Source organism: Sphingomonas sp. MMS24-J45 (assembly GCF_044881195.1).
In the GTDB taxonomy this organism is placed as follows: Bacteria; Pseudomonadota; Alphaproteobacteria; order Sphingomonadales; family Sphingomonadaceae; genus Sphingomonas.
In genome coordinates this window covers 2,514,045-2,530,290 of sequence record NZ_CP173255.1, presented here as the reverse complement: position 1 = coordinate 2,530,290, position 16,246 = coordinate 2,514,045, and the positions used below count along the sequence as shown (strand labels likewise).

General features: G+C 66.2%; 17 protein-coding genes. 9 read left to right on the top strand and 8 right to left on the bottom strand.

Going from position 1 to position 16,246, the window contains the following annotated elements; translation table 11 throughout:
• Nucleotides 1–3: 3 nt before the first annotated feature.
• The 4 genes from AB5I39_RS12270 to AB5I39_RS12255 are packed head-to-tail and all read left to right on the top strand — an operon-like array spanning nt 4 to nt 4,074.
• Nucleotides 4–1,053: an A/G-specific adenine glycosylase gene (locus tag AB5I39_RS12270; RefSeq protein ID WP_404367172.1), complete on the top strand. Its 1,050-nt coding sequence runs from the start codon at nt 4–6 to the stop codon at nt 1,051–1,053.
• Nucleotides 1,050–2,372 carry a serine hydrolase domain-containing protein gene (locus AB5I39_RS12265; RefSeq protein WP_404367169.1) on the top strand — a complete coding sequence of 441 codons (1,323 nt, stop codon included), beginning with the start codon at nt 1,050–1,052 and terminating at the stop codon, nt 2,370–2,372. The genes AB5I39_RS12270 and AB5I39_RS12265 overlap by 4 nt, the downstream gene beginning before the upstream one ends.
• Nucleotides 2,369–3,265: an NAD(+) diphosphatase gene (nudC, locus tag AB5I39_RS12260; protein WP_404367167.1), complete on the top strand. Its 897-nt coding sequence runs from the start codon at nt 2,369–2,371 to the stop codon at nt 3,263–3,265. Before AB5I39_RS12265 ends, nudC begins: the two co-directional genes overlap by 4 nt.
• Nucleotides 3,262–4,074 (top strand): ferredoxin--NADP reductase, encoded by an 813-nt coding sequence (locus AB5I39_RS12255; protein WP_404367164.1) that lies wholly within the window; start codon nt 3,262–3,264, stop codon nt 4,072–4,074. Before nudC ends, AB5I39_RS12255 begins: the two co-directional genes overlap by 4 nt.
• Nucleotides 4,075–4,199: 125 nt before the next feature.
• Here AB5I39_RS12255 and AB5I39_RS12250 read toward each other — a convergent pair whose 3' ends face one another.
• The 4 genes from AB5I39_RS12250 to AB5I39_RS12235 all read right to left on the bottom strand — a co-directional run bounded on the left by AB5I39_RS12250 (nt 4,200) and on the right by AB5I39_RS12235 (nt 6,483).
• Nucleotides 4,200–4,361 (bottom strand): hypothetical protein, encoded by a 162-nt coding sequence (locus AB5I39_RS12250; RefSeq protein WP_404367161.1) that lies wholly within the window; start codon nt 4,359–4,361, stop codon nt 4,200–4,202.
• Between the two features lie 360 nt (nt 4,362–4,721).
• Nucleotides 4,722–4,883: a hypothetical protein gene (locus tag AB5I39_RS12245; RefSeq protein ID WP_404367159.1), complete on the bottom strand. Its 162-nt coding sequence runs from the start codon at nt 4,881–4,883 to the stop codon at nt 4,722–4,724.
• Nucleotides 4,884–5,151: 268 nt separating this feature from the next.
• A complete protein-coding gene (locus AB5I39_RS12240) occupies nt 5,152–5,328 on the bottom strand; it encodes a hypothetical protein (protein WP_404367156.1) in 177 nt (58 codons plus the stop codon).
• A gap of 264 nt (nt 5,329–5,592) precedes the next feature.
• Nucleotides 5,593–6,483, bottom strand: coding sequence for a prephenate dehydratase (locus AB5I39_RS12235; RefSeq protein WP_404367154.1), 891 nt, complete (start codon nt 6,481–6,483; stop codon nt 5,593–5,595).
• A gap of 163 nt (nt 6,484–6,646) precedes the next feature.
• Here AB5I39_RS12235 and AB5I39_RS12230 point away from each other — a divergent pair, with 163 nt between their 5' ends.
• On the top strand, nt 6,647–7,315 hold the full coding sequence (locus tag AB5I39_RS12230; protein ID WP_404367151.1) for a c-type cytochrome: 669 nt from the start codon (nt 6,647–6,649) through the stop codon (nt 7,313–7,315).
• 44 nt (nt 7,316–7,359) lie between these two features.
• On the opposite strand, the gene AB5I39_RS12225 is transcribed toward AB5I39_RS12230, so the two are convergent.
• Both AB5I39_RS12225 and AB5I39_RS12220 read right to left on the bottom strand, forming a co-directional pair.
• Nucleotides 7,360–8,250, bottom strand: coding sequence for an LOG family protein (locus tag AB5I39_RS12225; protein ID WP_404367148.1), 891 nt, complete (start codon nt 8,248–8,250; stop codon nt 7,360–7,362).
• A gap of 37 nt (nt 8,251–8,287) precedes the next feature.
• A complete protein-coding gene (locus tag AB5I39_RS12220) occupies nt 8,288–8,956 on the bottom strand; it encodes an extensin family protein (protein ID WP_404367145.1) in 669 nt (222 codons plus the stop codon).
• A gap of 147 nt (nt 8,957–9,103) precedes the next feature.
• Here AB5I39_RS12220 and AB5I39_RS12215 point away from each other — a divergent pair, with 147 nt between their 5' ends.
• From AB5I39_RS12215 to AB5I39_RS12205, 3 genes are all read left to right on the top strand, one after another.
• Nucleotides 9,104–10,246, top strand: a complete 1,143-nt coding sequence (locus AB5I39_RS12215; RefSeq protein ID WP_404367142.1) for a phosphoserine transaminase — start codon at nt 9,104–9,106, stop codon at nt 10,244–10,246.
• Between the two features lie 104 nt (nt 10,247–10,350).
• The gene (gene serA, locus AB5I39_RS12210) at nt 10,351–11,928 is read left to right on the top strand and encodes a phosphoglycerate dehydrogenase (RefSeq protein ID WP_404367139.1); all 1,578 of its coding nucleotides are present in this window, start codon (nt 10,351–10,353) and stop codon (nt 11,926–11,928) included.
• A gap of 63 nt (nt 11,929–11,991) precedes the next feature.
• A complete protein-coding gene (locus tag AB5I39_RS12205; RefSeq protein ID WP_404367136.1) occupies nt 11,992–13,098 on the top strand; it encodes an ATP phosphoribosyltransferase regulatory subunit in 1,107 nt (368 codons plus the stop codon).
• On the opposite strand, the gene AB5I39_RS12200 is transcribed toward AB5I39_RS12205, so the two are convergent.
• Together AB5I39_RS12200 and AB5I39_RS12195 are read right to left on the bottom strand one after the other, a co-directional pair.
• Nucleotides 13,095–13,793: a TonB-dependent receptor gene (locus AB5I39_RS12200; protein WP_404367134.1), complete on the bottom strand. Its 699-nt coding sequence runs from the start codon at nt 13,791–13,793 to the stop codon at nt 13,095–13,097. The genes AB5I39_RS12205 and AB5I39_RS12200 overlap by 4 nt on opposite strands.
• Nucleotides 13,794–13,855: 62 nt before the next feature.
• Nucleotides 13,856–14,665 (bottom strand): alpha/beta fold hydrolase, encoded by an 810-nt coding sequence (locus AB5I39_RS12195; protein WP_404374135.1) that lies wholly within the window; start codon nt 14,663–14,665, stop codon nt 13,856–13,858.
• A gap of 256 nt (nt 14,666–14,921) precedes the next feature.
• Here AB5I39_RS12195 and AB5I39_RS12190 point away from each other — a divergent pair, with 256 nt between their 5' ends.
• Nucleotides 14,922–16,211 carry an adenylosuccinate synthase gene (locus AB5I39_RS12190; protein WP_404367131.1) on the top strand — a complete coding sequence of 430 codons (1,290 nt, stop codon included), beginning with the start codon at nt 14,922–14,924 and terminating at the stop codon, nt 16,209–16,211.
• The last annotated feature ends 35 nt before the right edge of the window (nt 16,212–16,246 follow it).

The window sequence follows — 16,246 nt, the reverse complement described above, 5'->3', positions numbered from 1 at the left end:
GGCGTGTCCGCCAAGCGCCCATCCGAAATCACTCCCAAAACAGCCGACGCTCTGCTTACCTGGTATGACGCGCACGCTCGCGCGCTGCCGTGGCGCGCAGCGCCGGGGTCCAACGCGCCCGACCCGTACCGCGTGTGGCTGTCGGAGATCATGCTCCAGCAAACCACCGTCGCGGCGGTGACACCGCGCTTCGCCGAGTTTGTTACGCGCTGGCCCACGGTCGAAGCGCTGGCGGCCGCCCCCGAGGCCGATCTGATGGCCGCCTGGGCGGGACTCGGCTATTATGCCCGCGCCCGAAACCTACACGCCTGCGCGCGTGCCGTGGTCGAGCGCGGCGGCTTTCCGGCGACCGAGGCGGGCTTGCGCGAACTGCCCGGCATCGGCGCGTACACCGCCGCCGCGATCGCCGCGATCGCGTTCGGAGAACGCGCGGTGGTGGTCGACGCCAATGTCGCCCGCGTCGTCGCGCGGCTCTTCGCGATTGCGCAACCGCTCCCCGCCGCAATGCCAGCCCTGCGCGAAGCCACCGACACGATCACCCCCGACGCCCGCGCCGGGGATTTCGCGCAGGCGATAATGGACCTCGGCTCGTCGATCTGCACGCCGCGCAGCCCGCACTGTCTCGCCTGCCCCTTGTCCGCCGATTGCGCCGCCTACCGCGCGGGCAACCCCGAAGGCTTCCCGGTCAAACCCGCCAAGACCGCGAAGCCGCAACGCTATGGCACGATCTTCTGGGGAGAGGATGCGGGCAAGGTCCTGCTCGTCACCCGCCCGCCGCGCGGGCTGCTCGGCGGGATGCGTGCGCTGCCGACCGGGCCGTGGAGCGACACGCCGCCCGGCCTGACCGAGCCGCCCTTCCCTGCCGATTGGCAGATCCTGCCCGAGACGGTCGCGCATGTTTTCACGCACTTCCGGCTCGAACTGGCGCTTGCGGTCGCGCGCGCAGAGGGGCATGGCGCGGCGGGGGCATGGTGGCCGCTGACCGAGCTCGACTCGGCGGGGCTGCCGACCGTTTTCGCCAAGGCGGCCGCCGCGATCAGGAGAGCGACATGAAGATTTTCCGGCACGTCATTTCGACCACAGCCTTCGCCGCATTGCTCGCCGGCACCGCGCTCGCCGGTCAGGCCGTCCGGCAGGAGGTGTCGTCGCCCGCGCCGGTCGCGGCCCCCGCCAAATCGCGCACGCTGCCCGCCACCCAGGCGCTGTTCGACTCCTATGTCGAGAGCAACAAGATGCCGGGTATCGTGGGCGGGTTCGGCGTCGGCGATTTCCCGACGCAGTTCGTCAGCGCGGGCAAGATCAGCGACGATGCGGGCGCACAACCCGCCGGTCCGGACAGCCTGTGGCGCGTCTATTCGATGACCAAGCCCGTCACCGCCACCGCGGCGATGATCCTGATCGAACAGGGCAAGATCCGGCTCGACGATCCGGTTTCGAAATACATCCCTGAATTCAAGCATATGCGCGTGGTGAACGGCCCGACCGGCCTCGCCAGCCACCCCGCGACGCATCCGATCCTGATCCGCAACTTGCTGACGCATACCGCAGGGCTCGCTTATGCGCCGATTTTCAGCCGCCCGGTCGACAAGGAATATCTGCGGCTCGGGCTGGTGCCGGCGGCATCGGACGCGGCGAGCGAGGCACAGGCGCGCGCGGTGCGTCCCCGCTCGCTCGAAGCCTTTGCCAAGGCCGTCGCCGCGCAGCCGCTAATCGCAGAGCCGGGCACGGTATGGAGCTACTCGATCGGGCTCGACATCATGGGCCGCGTGATCGAAGTCGCCAGCCGCGAACCCTTCGATCGCTTCGTCCAGCATCACATCTTCGATCCGCTCCAGATGCGTTCGAGCTTCTGGACAGTGCCGGAAAGCGAGGCGCCGCGCCTTGCCACCAACTACACGCTGACGACCGATCGCCGCGTGCCGCTCGATCCGGGCGCGACCTCGGTCTGGCTGAAGCCGCCGACCTTCCCTTACGGCGGCGCCGGTCTGGTGATGTCGGCGCGCGATTATGATCGGTTCCTGCATATGCTGCAGAACAAGGGTACGCTCGGCGGCGTCCGCGTGATGAAGCCCGAAACTGCTGAGCTGATGATGTCCAACCTGCTGCCAGCCGGTGTAACCTACACCAATCAGGGGTCGAGCAACGGCAAGACCGGGTTCGGCGCTGGCGGATCGGTCGTGCTGGAGGATGCACCCGGCGGCGCGCCAAAGGGCACCTATGCGTGGGGCGGCGCGGCCGGGTCCAAGGCGTGGGTCAACCCCATCACCAAGACGCGCGGCACGATCATGGTCAATTATTTCCCGGGTGAAAAATATCCGGTGCTCAAGGAAACCGCTGCCGCGCTGCTGACCGACACCGCGCGCAAGAAGTGATTGCCCCCGGCTTTACCGGCGGCACGCTCGATCGTGCCGATCGCCTGCGCCACGACGCAGAGACGCTCGCCGCCGCCCAAGGCGACTGGCGTGCGCGGCTGCTGAAGCTTGACGCCTTCATGCCGGAGGTAACGGCGGAGGGCAGGCTCGGCTGGACCTCGCTGGCCGATGCGCCGGACGATGCCGAGCTGGTGCTGCTCGGCCTGGACGAGGGCGGGCGTCCGCATTTCGCCGCCTTCACGCCGGGGATGCGCCCGCCGCCCGGCCGTCCGATGCGGCTGTTCGGCATGATCGACCAGCTCGCCCCCGGCGAGGCCGCGACCTATGCCGCGGCGCGCAGCCTGCTCGACTGGCACGGACGGCACCAATTCTGCGCCAATTGCGGGCACCAGACCGCGATGTTCCGCGCCGGTTGGGGGCGCACATGCCCCAATTGCAACGCCGAGCATTTCCCGCGCGTCGACCCGGTCGTCATCATGATCGCCGAACATGACGGTCGCGCCCTGCTCGGTCGCCAGCCCGCCTTCCCACCGCGCCGCTATTCGGCGCTCGCCGGCTTTCTCGAACCCGGCGAATCGATCGAGGAAGCGGTCGCGCGCGAGATCATGGAGGAGGCGGGCGTTCGCGTGACGAACATCCGTTATATCGCCAGCCAGCCCTGGCCCTTCCCCTCCTCGCTGATGATCGCTTGCGTCGGCGAAGCGGAGGATGACGCGATCACGCTCGACACCCACGAGCTCGAAGATGCGATCTGGGTGGAACGCGATGTCGTGCGCGCCGTTCTGGCGGGAGAAGACGGCCCGTTTCTGCCGCCACCCCCCTATGCCATCGCGCACACCTTGCTAACCGCATGGGCGGCAGGGCATGGGGGCGCCCGAAAGGTGCAAGAATGACCGACATCAACGTCAATATCCAGGCGATCGCCGAAGCCAAGGACCTGTTCTGCCCGAAGGTGACCTGGGTCCACCACTGGACCGACACGCTCTTCAGCTTCCGCATCGAACGCCCGCAAAGCTTCCGCTTCGTCTCGGGCGAATTCATCATGATCGGGCTCGGCACGCCCGAGGGCAAGCCGCTGATGCGCGCCTATTCGATCGTCAGCCCGGCGTGGGAGGATCATCTCGAATTCTTCTCGGTCAAGGTGAAGGACGGCCCGCTCACCTCGCGGCTCCAGCATTTGCAAGTCGGCGATCAGATCCTGCTCGGGCGTAAACCTACCGGCACGCTCGTCCCCGATGCGCTCGAACCCGGCGAGCATCTGTTGATGATCGGCACCGGCACCGGCCTCGCGCCCTTCCTCTCGGTGCTGCGCGAACCCGACACGCATGAACGCTTCGGCCACATCGTCATCGCGCACACCGTGCGGCAGGCGGAGGAGCTGGCCTATCATTCGCTGCTCGAAGAAGACATTCGCACCGACGAAATCTTCGGCGAGCTGCTGAAAGACCGCTTCACCTATTATCCCACCGTGACGCGCGGCAGCTTCCACCGCCAGGGCCGCGTGACCGACCGCATCCGCGACGGCCGCTTCGCCGCCGATCTCGGCCTGCCCGACGGCGATCTCAGCACGACGCGCTGGATGATCTGCGGCTCGATCGATTTCAACCGCGAGATGATGGAAATCCTGCAAGGCGCAGGGCTGACCGAAGGCACGCGGAGCAACCCGGGGCAGTTCGTCGTGGAGCGCGCTTTCGTCGGTTGAGGGTCAGAGCAGTCTCGCTGGAGACATCTACGCGACCAAGGCGCGGAAACCCGCGCTTTGGTCGACTACCGATGCTCAACTTGCGTCCGCGTGAAAGCGCGGAACCCCTCTATGCCTAGTTTCGCTCAGGACGGACCGTTGAGGTTAAACGACGTTTCCGACTTATAGAGGTTCTTCTCCGTGACGTCGGTGCGGGCTTCGATCAACGCTGGCGCGTTCCAGATGCGCTTTGCAGGCATTGCGCCGAGATCGGTCGAAAAATGCGTTTTGGCGTGGGTAATGGACACGGTTCCTCCGAATTATGCTGTGTCGCAGCGCAATTGGATCGTTTCGTTTTCGAAAGCAAGGCAGAAGCCGCAGGTCAGATCCTTAGGCCGGCACTTTACTGATCAGCATTCCAGGGCTGGCACATCGCCACCTTTTGGAGGGGTCGGCGGCAATCTACGATCGCTCAACCCGCGCGCACCTCCGGCAAGGTCGCGACCCCAAAGCTTTTCCCCAATCTAAGGCAGAGCGCCGCCCAGGCGAGATAGCGCTAGGATCTTACAAGCACGTCTTTGGATAGACGAATCATTGACCACGCCAAATTCGTCATCGGAGCAACGCGCGCTATGTAAATCGGCGCGTACGATGCCTCCGTAAGACAGTCAGGAAGGCCCGTATGTGATGAACGAGGTTTCGACGGTGTTGAAATTTTTCTCCGTCTTCGCCGTTCGCGCCCCGATCACGATTGGCGTGCTCCATCGACGCTTTGCGTTGATAACGCCGTCGGAGGAGGTGTTGCCGCCGTCCCTAACCCGTTCGCTCATCACGTCTCGCTCCCCCCATTGATCTGGGCCAGTCGGTACCGAACCGACGCGGTTCTTCAAGCGGAAGTGGTGCGTCGCAGCGCGGCTAATACTAAAGCATTAGGCCGCAGCGGTAAGAGCTCCAAGGCCCGCCTTACCCGCGCTTGCGGCGGTCGCTAATACGCTACGACCTCGGACGTTGGCGGTGAAACCCCGTGCTATCGGCGGCTGGCGATACCGCCCTTTCTGTTGGATCGCGATCACGTAGCGCCTCAACGTGCCGAGCCTCTCAGGAAGGACCGAGAATCAGCGGGCCCCCGCTACCGGTCGTCCCATTATACTCGGAAGGGTTGAAGCTCTTTTGTGATCCACTGACCTCGGACAGCATGACGAGCGGCGTGTTCCACGGGCGCTTCGTCATCATCGCAGCATCGGGTTCGCGATCAAAGCGCGTGAAGTCAGTCATGGTCCCCCCAAAACGGTCAACGACAATCGTTACGTTTGGGATACCGAGTTCATGCTGCATTGCAACCAATCGTCGTGCATCCACATCGGCACAACCACCGCGTCCGTGAACTTCCGCGTTCTGATCCTTCAATTTCCCCCGACTAGGATGAGTATTCTAGACGTCGGCCTCACCCGCCTTTGCGTACCTGTCCACTCTTTGTGGCGCACCCGCCGCCCTCGACGACCTGCTTTTATCTCCAGCCATAGTCTAAACTTGCGCCCCTCACCCCCGCTTGCGCGCCTGTCGGTACGTCCCCAGCACGCGCACCCATTTCGAGTGGAACCCCAGTTCCTCCAGCGCGCGGTCCAGCCCCGGCTCTCCGGCGCGGCCCTCGACATCGGCGTAGAATTCGGTCGCGGCGAAGCTGCCGCCGCGTTGATAGCTTTCCAGCTTGGTCATGTTGACGCCGTTGGTCGCAAACCCGCCCATCGCCTTGTAGAGCGCGGCGGGCACGTTCTTCACTTCGAAGATTAGCGTCGTCATCCACGCGCCCTCCCCCACCGGCGCATGACCCTCGCGCGCCAGCACGACGAAGCGCGTTGTGTTGTGCGCGGCGTCGGCAATGTCGCTGGCCAGTGTCTGCAGCCCGTACAGCGCCGCTGCCCCCGGCGGGGCGAGGGCTGCCAGCGTGGCATCGCCGCGCTCGGCCACCAGCGCCGCCGCGCCTGCCGTATCGGGATAGGAGCCTGGCACGATGCCGCGCTCGCGCAGCCACAGGCGACACTGACCGAGCGCCTGCGGGTGGCTAACCGCCTCGCGCACGCCGTCGATCGGCCCCAGCCCCATCAGCGCGTAGCGGATCGGGAGGAAATGCTCGCCGGTAATGACCAGCCCCGACTCGGGCAGCAGGAAATGCATGTCGGCAACGCGACCGTGCAGCGAATTTTCGATCGGGATGATCGCGCAATCGGCGCGGCCATCGCGTACCGCATCGATCGCGTCGGCAAAGTCGAAGCATGGCAGCGGCAGGCAATCGGGGAAGGCTTCGAGCGCCGCGATGTGCGAATTGGCCCCCGGCGCGCCCTGAAACGCTACGGCACGCGACGGTTCGGCAGCAGCGGCAGCGGTCATCTGGGCGACGAGCGCGCGGGCGGGTTCGGGGAAACTTTCCATGGGCGCGGGGACGTAACGACCGCGTCGCACCCCGGCAACCCTTCGCGGCCCGTCTATTGCGGCGCGGCAAACCGGCTTGCGATGCGGCCCTGCCGAACCTATGGGACACGCAACATTCCGGTCCTATCTGGGGCCGATCGGCGACAGAGGCATAAGGCGAGACATGGACAACCGCACCAACACGATCGCAGGCTGGGTTCTGGGCAGCATGATGGTAGCCGTCGCGGCTGGCATCGGCGGCCACATGATCGTGCAACCAATCAAGGCCGAAAAGGCCGGCTATCCGATTGAGGCCGGTGCCGAGGAGGGTGGCGGTGCAGCGGCAGAGGCCGACAAGCCGATCGCCGAGATGATGGCGGCTGCCGACACCGCACACGGTGCCGAAGTGTTCAAGAAGTGCAGCGCCTGCCACACCGTCGCGCAGGGCGGGGCCAATGGCATCGGCCCGAATCTGTGGGCCACCGTTGGCGAAGCGATCGCACAGGGCAAGGCGGGCTATGCGTTCTCCGACGCGCTGAAGACCGCAGGCGCCGGCAAGAAGTGGGATTTCGAACAGCTCAATTCGTGGCTCAAGTCGCCGCGCACCTACGCCAATGGCACCAAGATGACCTTCGCTGGCCTCTCCAGCGGCAAGGATCGCGCCGACGTGATCGCCTATCTCAACTCGCAGGGCTCGAACCTGCCGCTCCCGGCGGCCCCGGCTGGCGCTCCGGCGGCGACCGATGCGAAGGTTCCGCCCGCAGCCGCTGGCGCGAACCCCGGTGGCAAGGCCGATGAGCCGGTGGCTGGCATCGGCAGCAACACCACCGCTCCGGCGGCGGCTGGTAAGTAATACGCCTTTCGCCCCTCCCCCGCGGGGGAGGGGCTAAGACCGCCTCACTTGTCGCGGTAAAATTCCTTCACCGCCGCCCAGCCTTCTTCGGCGGTTTCGACAAAGGCGAAGATGTTCAGGTCCCTGGCGGACACCACGCCTTCTTCGACCAGCGCCTCGAAATTGACGACGCGCTCCCAGAATTTGCGCCCATAGAGCAGCACCGGGATCGGCGCGATCTTGCCGGTCTGGATCAGCGTCAGCAGCTCGAACAGTTCGTCGAAGGTCCCGAACCCGCCCGGGAACGCCGCCAGCGCGCGGGCGTGAAGCAGGAAGTGCATCTTGCGCAGCGCGAAATAGTGGAACTGCATCGACAGCGCCGGGGTCACATAGGGGTTCGGCGCCTGTTCGTGCGGCAGGACGATGTTGAGCCCGATCGATTCGTGACCGGCCTCCGCCGCGCCGCGATTCGCCGCTTCCATGATCGACGGACCACCGCCCGAGCACACGACGAAGTGGCGCTTGCCCTCCTCGTCGCGCGGAAAGGCGCTGGCGAGCTGCGCTAGTTCATAGGCGACGGTGTAATATTTCGACTTTTCGACCAGGCTCTGCGCGATGCGGATTGCCGTCTCGCCCTCGGCGATTTCGAGCAACGCCTTGGCCTTGGCCGGCTCGGGGATGCGCGCGGAGCCGTACATCACGAAGGTGGACGCGATGTTGGCCTCGTCCATGATCAGCTGGGGCTTCAGCAATTCGAGCTGGAAGCGAACGGGCCGCAGATCCTCGCGCAGCAGGAAATCCATGTCCTGAAAGGCGAGGCGGTAGGCCGGATTCTCGGTTTGCGGGGTGCTGACGCCGGTCTTGGCGGTTTCGGCATCTTGCCGGGCACGGGGGAAAACGCGCGCCGGGACATGGGTGTCGTGGGCGGGCGTGTCGGTTTTGGATGTGTCGTTCATCCAGAGCCCCTAAGCCAAAACAGCGCGCTTTTGAAGCCTAGCGACAAAAGCCCGCGCGATCGTCCTCCAGATGCAGATGGTTGTAATGGGCGGCGTTGTAATCGGGGCTCAGCACCGTGCCGAAGCGCTTGCACGCCGAGGCCCGAATCACCCGGAGGAAGTCGCGCGCGTCGGCGTCAGCGCCGTTCCATCCCTGCTGGATCGTGATGCGCCGCCCGTCCTTCAGCACGAAGCCCGACACGTCGACTGCATTGGCGGTGGCATGGCCCGACAGGCGCCCGCCTGCGCCCGGAGCCCCGACCACCGCGCGACAGGCATAGGTGCCCATGCTCTCCACCCGCACCAGATCGCTGCCCAGCATCTGCCGCGCGGCCGGGGCCACCGCGTGTTCCACCCAGGCGGTGAAACTGCGCGCCAGGCCACATCGCATCGCCTTCAGATTGGTGACGGGCACGCCGATGTCGATCAGCTGCAGCGTGCCGATCAGGCGACACCCACCGCCATAATCCCGGTCCGGCAAGGGCGAGAAGCGCACGTCCTGTCGCGCCAGATCGGCAAAGCACGCCTGCGTTTCCCGGCTGGTCGGCAGGTTGAGCGTCACCGGCCGCGCGCCCTGCGGCCGCGGCGGCGGACGCCGATCGCTCCCGCCACCCGCGCACGAGGCGAGCAGCAGCGGCAGGACCAGAACGGAGAAACGACGCGGCATGGGGAAAGGATACGATGGACCGCCGCCGCACCGCTACCCCGCTTGCGACGAACGACTCGCCGCTTGACCAATCGCCGGAAACCTATAGGGGCGGCAACGGGCCACGCGGTCCCAACGCCGCGCGTGCTCTCTGTAAGGAGAGACTACATGACTGATCTGCCTGCGCGTCCCGCGCAAACGCCTGCACGTCCCTATTTCTCGAGCGGACCGTGCGCCAAGCCCCCCGGCTGGACCCCGACATCGCTGGAAACCGAATCGCTGGGGCGCTCGCACCGCTCGAAGATCGGCAAGACGCGGCTCCAGTTATGCATCGATTTGATGCGCGAACTGCTGAAGCTGCCCGACACGCACCGCATCGGCATCGTCCCCGGCTCCGACACGGGCGCCTATGAAATGGCGATGTGGACGATGCTGGGCGCGCGGCCCGTCACCGCGCTTGCCTGGGAAAGCTTCGGCGAGGGCTGGGTCACCGACGCGGTCAAGCAGTTGAAGATCGATCCCACCGTCGTGCGCGCCGATTACGGCCAGCTGCCCGATCTGAACGCGGTCGATTGGTCGAACGACGTGCTGTTCACATGGAACGGCACCACCTCGGGCGTGCGCGTGCCCAACGCGGACTGGATCCCCGCAGATCGCGAAGGCCTGTCCTTCGCCGACGCGACCAGCGCGGTGTTCGCTTACGACATCGACTGGGCCAAGATCGACGTCGCGACATTCTCCTGGCAGAAGGTGCTGGGCGGCGAAGGCGGCCACGGCGTCATCATTCTCGGGCCCCGTGCGGTCGAGCGGTTGGAAAGCTACACCCCCGCCTGGCCGCTGCCCAAGGTTTTCCGTCTCGTATCCAAGGGCAAGCTGACCGAAGGCGTGTTCAAGGGCGAGACCATCAACACGCCGTCGATGCTCGCCGTCGAGGATTGCATCGCGGCGCTCGAATGGGCGAAATCGGTGGGCGGTGCCGACGGGCTGGTCGCGCGCAGCGACGCCAATGCCGCCGCCCTCGACCAGATCGTCGCGGAGCGCTCGTGGCTCGGCCATCTCGCCGCCGATCCGGCGTCGCGGTCGAAGACCAGCGTCTGCCTGACGGTCGAGGGTGCGGACGAAGCCTTCATCAAAGCATTCGCCGGTCTGCTCGAAAAGGAAGGCGCGGCCTTTGACATCGCCGGGTATCGCGATGCGCCGCCGGGCCTGCGCATCTGGTGCGGCGCGACGGTCGACACCGCCGATGTGGTCGCGCTCGGGCCGTGGCTCGACTGGGCCTATGCCAGCGTGAAGGCAACCGCAGCCGCTTGACCCCTGTGCTCCGGTGAAGGCCGGAGCCTTGGCTGCTGCCGGCATTCCCTATCCAGCGCTCCGGCCTGCGCCGGAGCACACGCTTTTCCGAACAAGGAACTCCCATGCCAAAAGTGCTCATCTCCGACAAAATGGACCCCAAGGCCGCCCAGATCTTCCGCGAACGCGGGGTCGAGGTCGATGAAATCACGGGCAAGACGCCCGAAGAACTGATCGCCATCATCGGCGAATATGACGGTCTCGCGATCCGCAGCTCGACCAAGGTGACCAAGGCGATCCTCGCCGCCGCGACCAACCTGAAAGTCATCGGCCGGGCCGGGATCGGCGTCGACAACGTCGATATTCCGGCCGCATCGGCGCAGGGCGTGGTCGTCATGAACACGCCGTTCGGCAATTCGATCACCACCGCCGAACACGCCATCGCGCTGATGTTCGCCCTCGCTCGGCAGCTTCCCGAAGCCGATGCCAGCACCCAGGCGGGCAAGTGGGAAAAGAACCGCTTCATGGGCGTCGAAGTGACGAGCAAGACGCTCGGCCTGATCGGCGCGGGCAATATCGGCTCGATCGTTGCCGACCGCGCGCTCGGCCTGAGGATGAAGGTGATTGCGTTCGACCCGTTCCTGTCGCCCGAACGCGCGGTCGAACTGGGCGTGGAGAAGGTCGAACTCGACGATCTGCTCGCGCGCGCCGACTTCATCACGCTCCACACGCCGCTGACCGACCAGACGCGCAACATCCTGTCGGCGGAAAACCTCGCCAAGACCAAGCAGGGCGTGCGTATCATCAACTGCGCGCGCGGCGGGCTGATCGATGAGGCGGCGCTCAAGGCGGGCCTCGACTCGGGCCATATCGGCGGTGCGGCGCTCGACGTGTTCGTGACCGAGCCGGCCAAGGAATTGCCCTTGTTCGGTACGCCGAATTTCGTTTCGACCCCGCATCTCGGTGCCTCGACCGACGAAGCGCAAGTCAATGTCGCGATCCAGGTCGCCGAACAGATGTCGGATTATCTGATGTCGGGCGGCGTCACCAACGCGCTCAACGTGCCGTCGCTCTCTGCCGAGGAAGCACCGCGCTTGAAGCCGTATATGGCGCTCGCCGAAAAGCTCGGCAGCCTGGTCGGGCAGCTCACGACGGGGTCGATCGCGCGCATCTCGATCCACAGCGAGGGCGCCGCCGCCGAGCTCAACCAGAAGCCGATGGTGTCGGCCGTGCTCGCCGGGTTCCTACGCACGCAGACCGACACGGTGAACATGGTCAACGCGCCCTTGCTCGCCAAGGAGCGCGGCATGGAAGTGCGCGAAGTGCGCACCGAGCGTGAGGGCGATTACCACACGCTGCTGCGCGTTTCGGTGAAGACCGACGCGGGCGAGCGGTCGGTCGCCGGCACGCTGTTCGGCGATGCCGCGCCGCGCCTGGTCGAACTGTTCGGGATCAAGGTCGAGGCCGATCTTGCCGGGCACATGCTGTACGTCGTCAACGAGGACGCGCCGGGCTTCATCGGTCGCCTCGGCTCGCTGCTGGGCGAACAGGGCGTTAACATCGGCACCTTCCACCTCGGCCGCCGCTCGGCCGGGGGCGAGGCGGTGCTGCTGCTCTCGGTCGACGATGCGGTGACGCCGGAGCTTATCGCCAAGGTCCGCGCGCTGGCTGGCGTGAAGACCGTGATGGGCCTGGCGTTCTGATCCGGATGCCCGAAGCGCGATTTGCGGCTTTCGCCGCAATCGCGCTTCGGGCACAGCGCGCGCATGACCACCGCTCTCCTCCCCACCGGTTTCCGTGACCGGCTTCCACCTTTCGCCGATGCAGCGGCACGGCTTGAACAGGCCATACTCGGTGCGGCCTACAGCCACGGTTACGAGCGCGCCGATCCAGCGCTCGCCGAATTCGAGGCTGGCCTCGCCGGTCGGTTGAAGGCGGCGCGCGCGCAGGATGCGGTGCGCTTCGTCGATCCGGTCAGCCAGGCAACGCTGGCGATTCGCCCGGACATGACCGCGCAGATCGGCCGGATCGCCGCCACGCGCATGGCGCACCACCCGCGCCCGGTGCGGCTGTCGTACGCCGGGCCGGTGCTGAAGCTGCGCGCCTCGCAACTCTCGCCGGAGCGCGAGATGCGTCAGATCGGCTGCGAGCTGATCGGGCTCGACACCGTTGCCGCCGCGCGCGAGATCGTCGAAGTCGTGGTCGCGGCGCTCACCGCCGCGGGCGTGGCGGACGTATCGATCGACTTTACGCTACCCGACCTCATCGACGTGCTGGCGAGCGGCCCCTTCCCGGTCGATCCAACGCGGATTGATGCGCTTCGCGACCGGCTGGATGCCAAGGATGCCGGCGGCGTCGCCGCAATCGCGCCCGCCTATCTCCCGCTGATCGCCGCAGCCGGGCCGTTCTTCGAGGCGCACGATCGGCTGTGCGCGTTCGATGCTGGCGGCGCGCTCACCTCGCGGCTGGATGCGCTGTGGCAGATCGCCGATGGCCTGAAGGGCCGTGTCGCGCTCACGCTCGATCCTACCGAGCGGCACGGCTTCGAATTCCAGAGCTGGCTCGGTTTTTCAATCTTCGCAGGGGGCTTGCGTGGCGAGATCGGGCGCGGCGGCACCTACACGATCTTGCATGAAGACGGCGCGGAAGAAGCAGCAGTCGGCTTCTCGCTCTATGCCGACGCGATCGTCGCGGCAGGCCTCGCCGATATCGACCGCCGCCGCCTGTTCGTGCCGCTCGGCACCGATCCGGCCGTGGCGGCGCGGCTGCGCGGCGAAGGCTGGGTCACCGTTGCCGCGCTGGAGGCAGGCGATACGCCCGAAGCGCAGCTCTGCACCCACGTGCTGGCCGACGGCGAAGCGCGCGGCGTCTAGTCCTTCGGCACGACCTTAAGATCATGGGCGATGTACAGCAGAACTTCGGTCGGGCTGGCTAAGACCCATTGCACAGGGCGCGCCAGATCGCTCACCTCAACCGCATAGTCCGGGCCGAACTGCTTCGCGGCAGCGGTGGCATCGGCAGCAATCGCGGCCAGAATCGGGCCGCGATACTGCGTCGGATCGACGATCGAAACGCCGGGCTCCCCCGCGGCCTCGACGACCGCGCGCCCGACACGCGGGGCGGCCTTGATGAAGCCGTTGAGCCGGTCGATCGCGGCGAGCGCATTGCCGTCGCTCAACGGCGTCTTGATCAAGAAGGTCACCCGCTGCGAATCGTCGCGATTGTCATCGTCCTCCAATTTCAGCTTGTCGGCAAAATTGGCGAGCGTCAGCGGCTGGATGATGCCGTCCCCATAGGCGATCTGCACCCCGCGTTTATCGCCAATCTGAAGGACACCGCGCACCGTATCGAGGATTTCCTTGCGCCGCGCGTCCTTGTCGCGCGCATCGCCATAGACGGTGACACGCTGTACCGCGAAATCGGCGCGGCGGCGGATGCCGATCCCGGCGATTTGCGCCGGCCCCTCCTGGCGACGCGAGGCCGTCACCACGATCTCGTCCTGCGCTAAGGCCGGGAGCGGCAGCAACACCGCCATCGCACAGATCGCAAGTACCTTTGTCCGCCACATTGCCCGCATCCCCCTGTTTTTTGGGGCAGCATCGTCGCGACGCCACTGGAGTCAAGCGTAACCTACCGCGCGAAGCGGCGCTTGAGATAGGCATCGACCAAAGCGGTTGCGGGATAATCGGGTTCGCCGAGCTTGCGGTTGATTTCCATGTGGCCGCGCAAGCCCTTGCCCTCGACCGCCTTGACCTCGGCTGGCGTGCCCGCCGCACGCAGCGCCGCGCCGAGCGCGACCGATTGCGCCGTGCCGTCCTCGCGCGCGATGTGGAGGATCAGGAAATCGGGGGCGTTGGGCGCGGCGACCTGCAACGTCGGAGACAGCGCCTTTTGCCGGGCCACGTCGCTGCCGAACGCCTGGACATAGGTGTCGTGCATGAAGTTGCCGCCCTCCGCGATCTGGCGCGGCACGTCGTACGCCGCGCCGTCGAGCAGGATGACGCCGCGCACCGCGTCAGGCTTTAACCCCGCTTTGGCGAAATAGCGTGGATCGGTGCCGACCAGCGCCGCCAGGTGCGCGCCCGCGCTATGCCCCATCAGCACGATCCGAGTTGGATCGAACCCCAGCTTTGCGGCCTGCCCGCGCAGCGCGGCCACCGCATCGGCGACATCCTGCGCCTGCTCCTCGACCGTTGCCTGCGGCACCAGGCGATAGTCGATCGAAGCGAAGGCATAGCCTGCGGCCAGCGTGTGCGAGACCTTCGCCGCACCGGTGGTGTTCGACTTGTCGCCGCGCTTCCATCCGCCGCCATGGACAAAGATCAGCAGCGGCGCATCCGGCCCCTTCGCCCGCCAGAAATCAAGCTTTTGCAGCGAGTCCGTACCATAGGCGATCTCGACCTTGCCGGGCACGGGCGTCTCTTGCGATTTGCCCTCCATGCGCTCCGCCATCCGCTGCGCGATGCGCTCGCGCAGTCTCTGGCCCGCTTCGACTGGCGCGATGGCGATGGTGGCGATCAGGACGAATGAGAGCAAGCGGATCATGGCGACCTCCCGAAATCGTTACGCACCCAGCTAATGGGAGGCGACAAATCGGGTCAAACGAACAAGTGTAACAAAGTGTAAGGGGTGGACGCTTGCGCTTGCGCTTCCTAGGGGAGGCCCGATTCCCCCGCACATCCCGAAAGGCGGACTTGTGGCCAACGTAGCAGTGATCGGCGCCCAATGGGGCGATGAAGGCAAAGGCAAGATCGTCGACTGGCTCGCCGAGCGCGCCGATGTCGTCGTGCGGTTTCAGGGTGGGCATAACGCCGGGCATACGCTCGTCGTGGGCGAGAAGGTCTACAAGCTCTCGCTGCTTCCCTCTGGCATCGTGCGCGGTACGCCGTCGGTGATCGGCAATGGCGTGGTGCTCGATCCGTGGGCGCTGAAGGCCGAGGTCGAGAAATTGCGCGGGCAAGGCGTGGAGATCACTCCCGAGACGCTGATGGTGTCCGACACCTGCGCGCTGATCCTGCCGTTCCACCGCGACCTCGATTCGCTGCGCGAGGATGCGAGCGGCGCGGGCAAGATCGGCACGACGCGGCGGGGGATCGGTCCGGCATACGAGGACAAGGTCGGGCGCCGCGCGATCCGCGTGTGTGACCTGGCGCACCTCGACGCGCTGGGGCCGCAGCTTGACCGGCTGACCGCGCACCATGACGCGCTGCGCGCAGGGTTCGGCGAACCGCCGGTCGATCGCGAGGCGCTGATCGCGGAGCTGCGCGAGATTGCACCGTTCGTATTGCCCTTCGCCAAGCCGACATGGCGCGACCTCAACGAACTGCGGGCGCGCGGGCGTCGGATCCTGTTCGAGGGTGCGCAGGGCGTGCTGCTCGACGTCGATCATGGGACCTATCCGTTCGTCACCTCCTCGAACACGATTTCGGGTACTGCTGCGGGCGGTTCGGGTCTTGGGCCGAGCGCGGTCGGCTTCGTGTTGGGCATCGCCAAGGCCTATACGACGCGCGTCGGATCGGGACCGTTCCCGACCGAGCTCGAGGACGCGACCGGCGAGCGGCTTGGTGAGCGCGGGCATGAATTCGGCACGGTGACCGGGCGCAAGCGCCGCTGCGGCTGGTTCGATGCGGTGCTGGTGCGGCAATCGGCGGCGGTCGGCGGGATCACCGGCATCGCGCTGACCAAGATCGACGTGCTCGACGGGTTTGACGAAGTGCGGATCTGCACGGGCTATTCCCTGCGCGGTGAGACGCTGGATTATTACCCGGCCCATGCCGCCGATCAGGCTGAGGTCGTGCCAATCTACGAAACGATGCCGGGCTGGCAGGAAACGACGGCGGGCGCACGGAGTTGGGCCGACCTGCCCGCACAGGCGATTAAATATATCCGCCGGATCGAAGAGCTGATTCGTTGCCCGGTTGCCTTGGTATCGACCAGCCCGGAGCGCGAAGACACCATCCTAGTGCGGGATCCCTTCGCCGACTGATGCGAAAAGCCCCGGCCCTGCGCGTGCAGGGCCGG

What these genes read in the sequence shown, in the direction of transcription:
- AB5I39_RS12265 (WP_404367169.1), top strand. Translation starts at nt 1,050, where the DNA reads ATGAAGATTTTCCGGCACGTCATTTCGACCACAGCCTTCGCCGCATTG.
- AB5I39_RS12255 (WP_404367164.1), top strand. Translation starts at nt 3,262, where the DNA reads ATGACCGACATCAACGTCAATATCCAGGCGATCGCCGAAGCCAAGGAC.
- AB5I39_RS12245 (WP_404367159.1), bottom strand. Translation starts at nt 4,883, where the DNA reads ATGAGCGAACGGGTTAGGGACGGCGGCAACACCTCCTCCGACGGCGTT.
- AB5I39_RS12240 (WP_404367156.1), bottom strand. Translation starts at nt 5,328, where the DNA reads ATGACTGACTTCACGCGCTTTGATCGCGAACCCGATGCTGCGATGATG.
- AB5I39_RS12235 (WP_404367154.1), bottom strand. Translation starts at nt 6,483, where the DNA reads ATGGAAAGTTTCCCCGAACCCGCCCGCGCGCTCGTCGCCCAGATGACC.
- AB5I39_RS12230 (WP_404367151.1), top strand. Translation starts at nt 6,647, where the DNA reads ATGGACAACCGCACCAACACGATCGCAGGCTGGGTTCTGGGCAGCATG.
- AB5I39_RS12225 (WP_404367148.1), bottom strand. Translation starts at nt 8,250, where the DNA reads ATGAACGACACATCCAAAACCGACACGCCCGCCCACGACACCCATGTC.
- AB5I39_RS12220 (WP_404367145.1), bottom strand. Translation starts at nt 8,956, where the DNA reads ATGCCGCGTCGTTTCTCCGTTCTGGTCCTGCCGCTGCTGCTCGCCTCG.
- AB5I39_RS12215 (WP_404367142.1), top strand. Translation starts at nt 9,104, where the DNA reads ATGACTGATCTGCCTGCGCGTCCCGCGCAAACGCCTGCACGTCCCTAT.
- serA (WP_404367139.1), top strand. Translation starts at nt 10,351, where the DNA reads ATGCCAAAAGTGCTCATCTCCGACAAAATGGACCCCAAGGCCGCCCAG.
- AB5I39_RS12205 (WP_404367136.1), top strand. Translation starts at nt 11,992, where the DNA reads ATGACCACCGCTCTCCTCCCCACCGGTTTCCGTGACCGGCTTCCACCT.
- AB5I39_RS12200 (WP_404367134.1), bottom strand. Translation starts at nt 13,793, where the DNA reads ATGTGGCGGACAAAGGTACTTGCGATCTGTGCGATGGCGGTGTTGCTG.
- AB5I39_RS12195 (WP_404374135.1), bottom strand. Translation starts at nt 14,665, where the DNA reads ATGGAGGGCAAATCGCAAGAGACGCCCGTGCCCGGCAAGGTCGAGATC.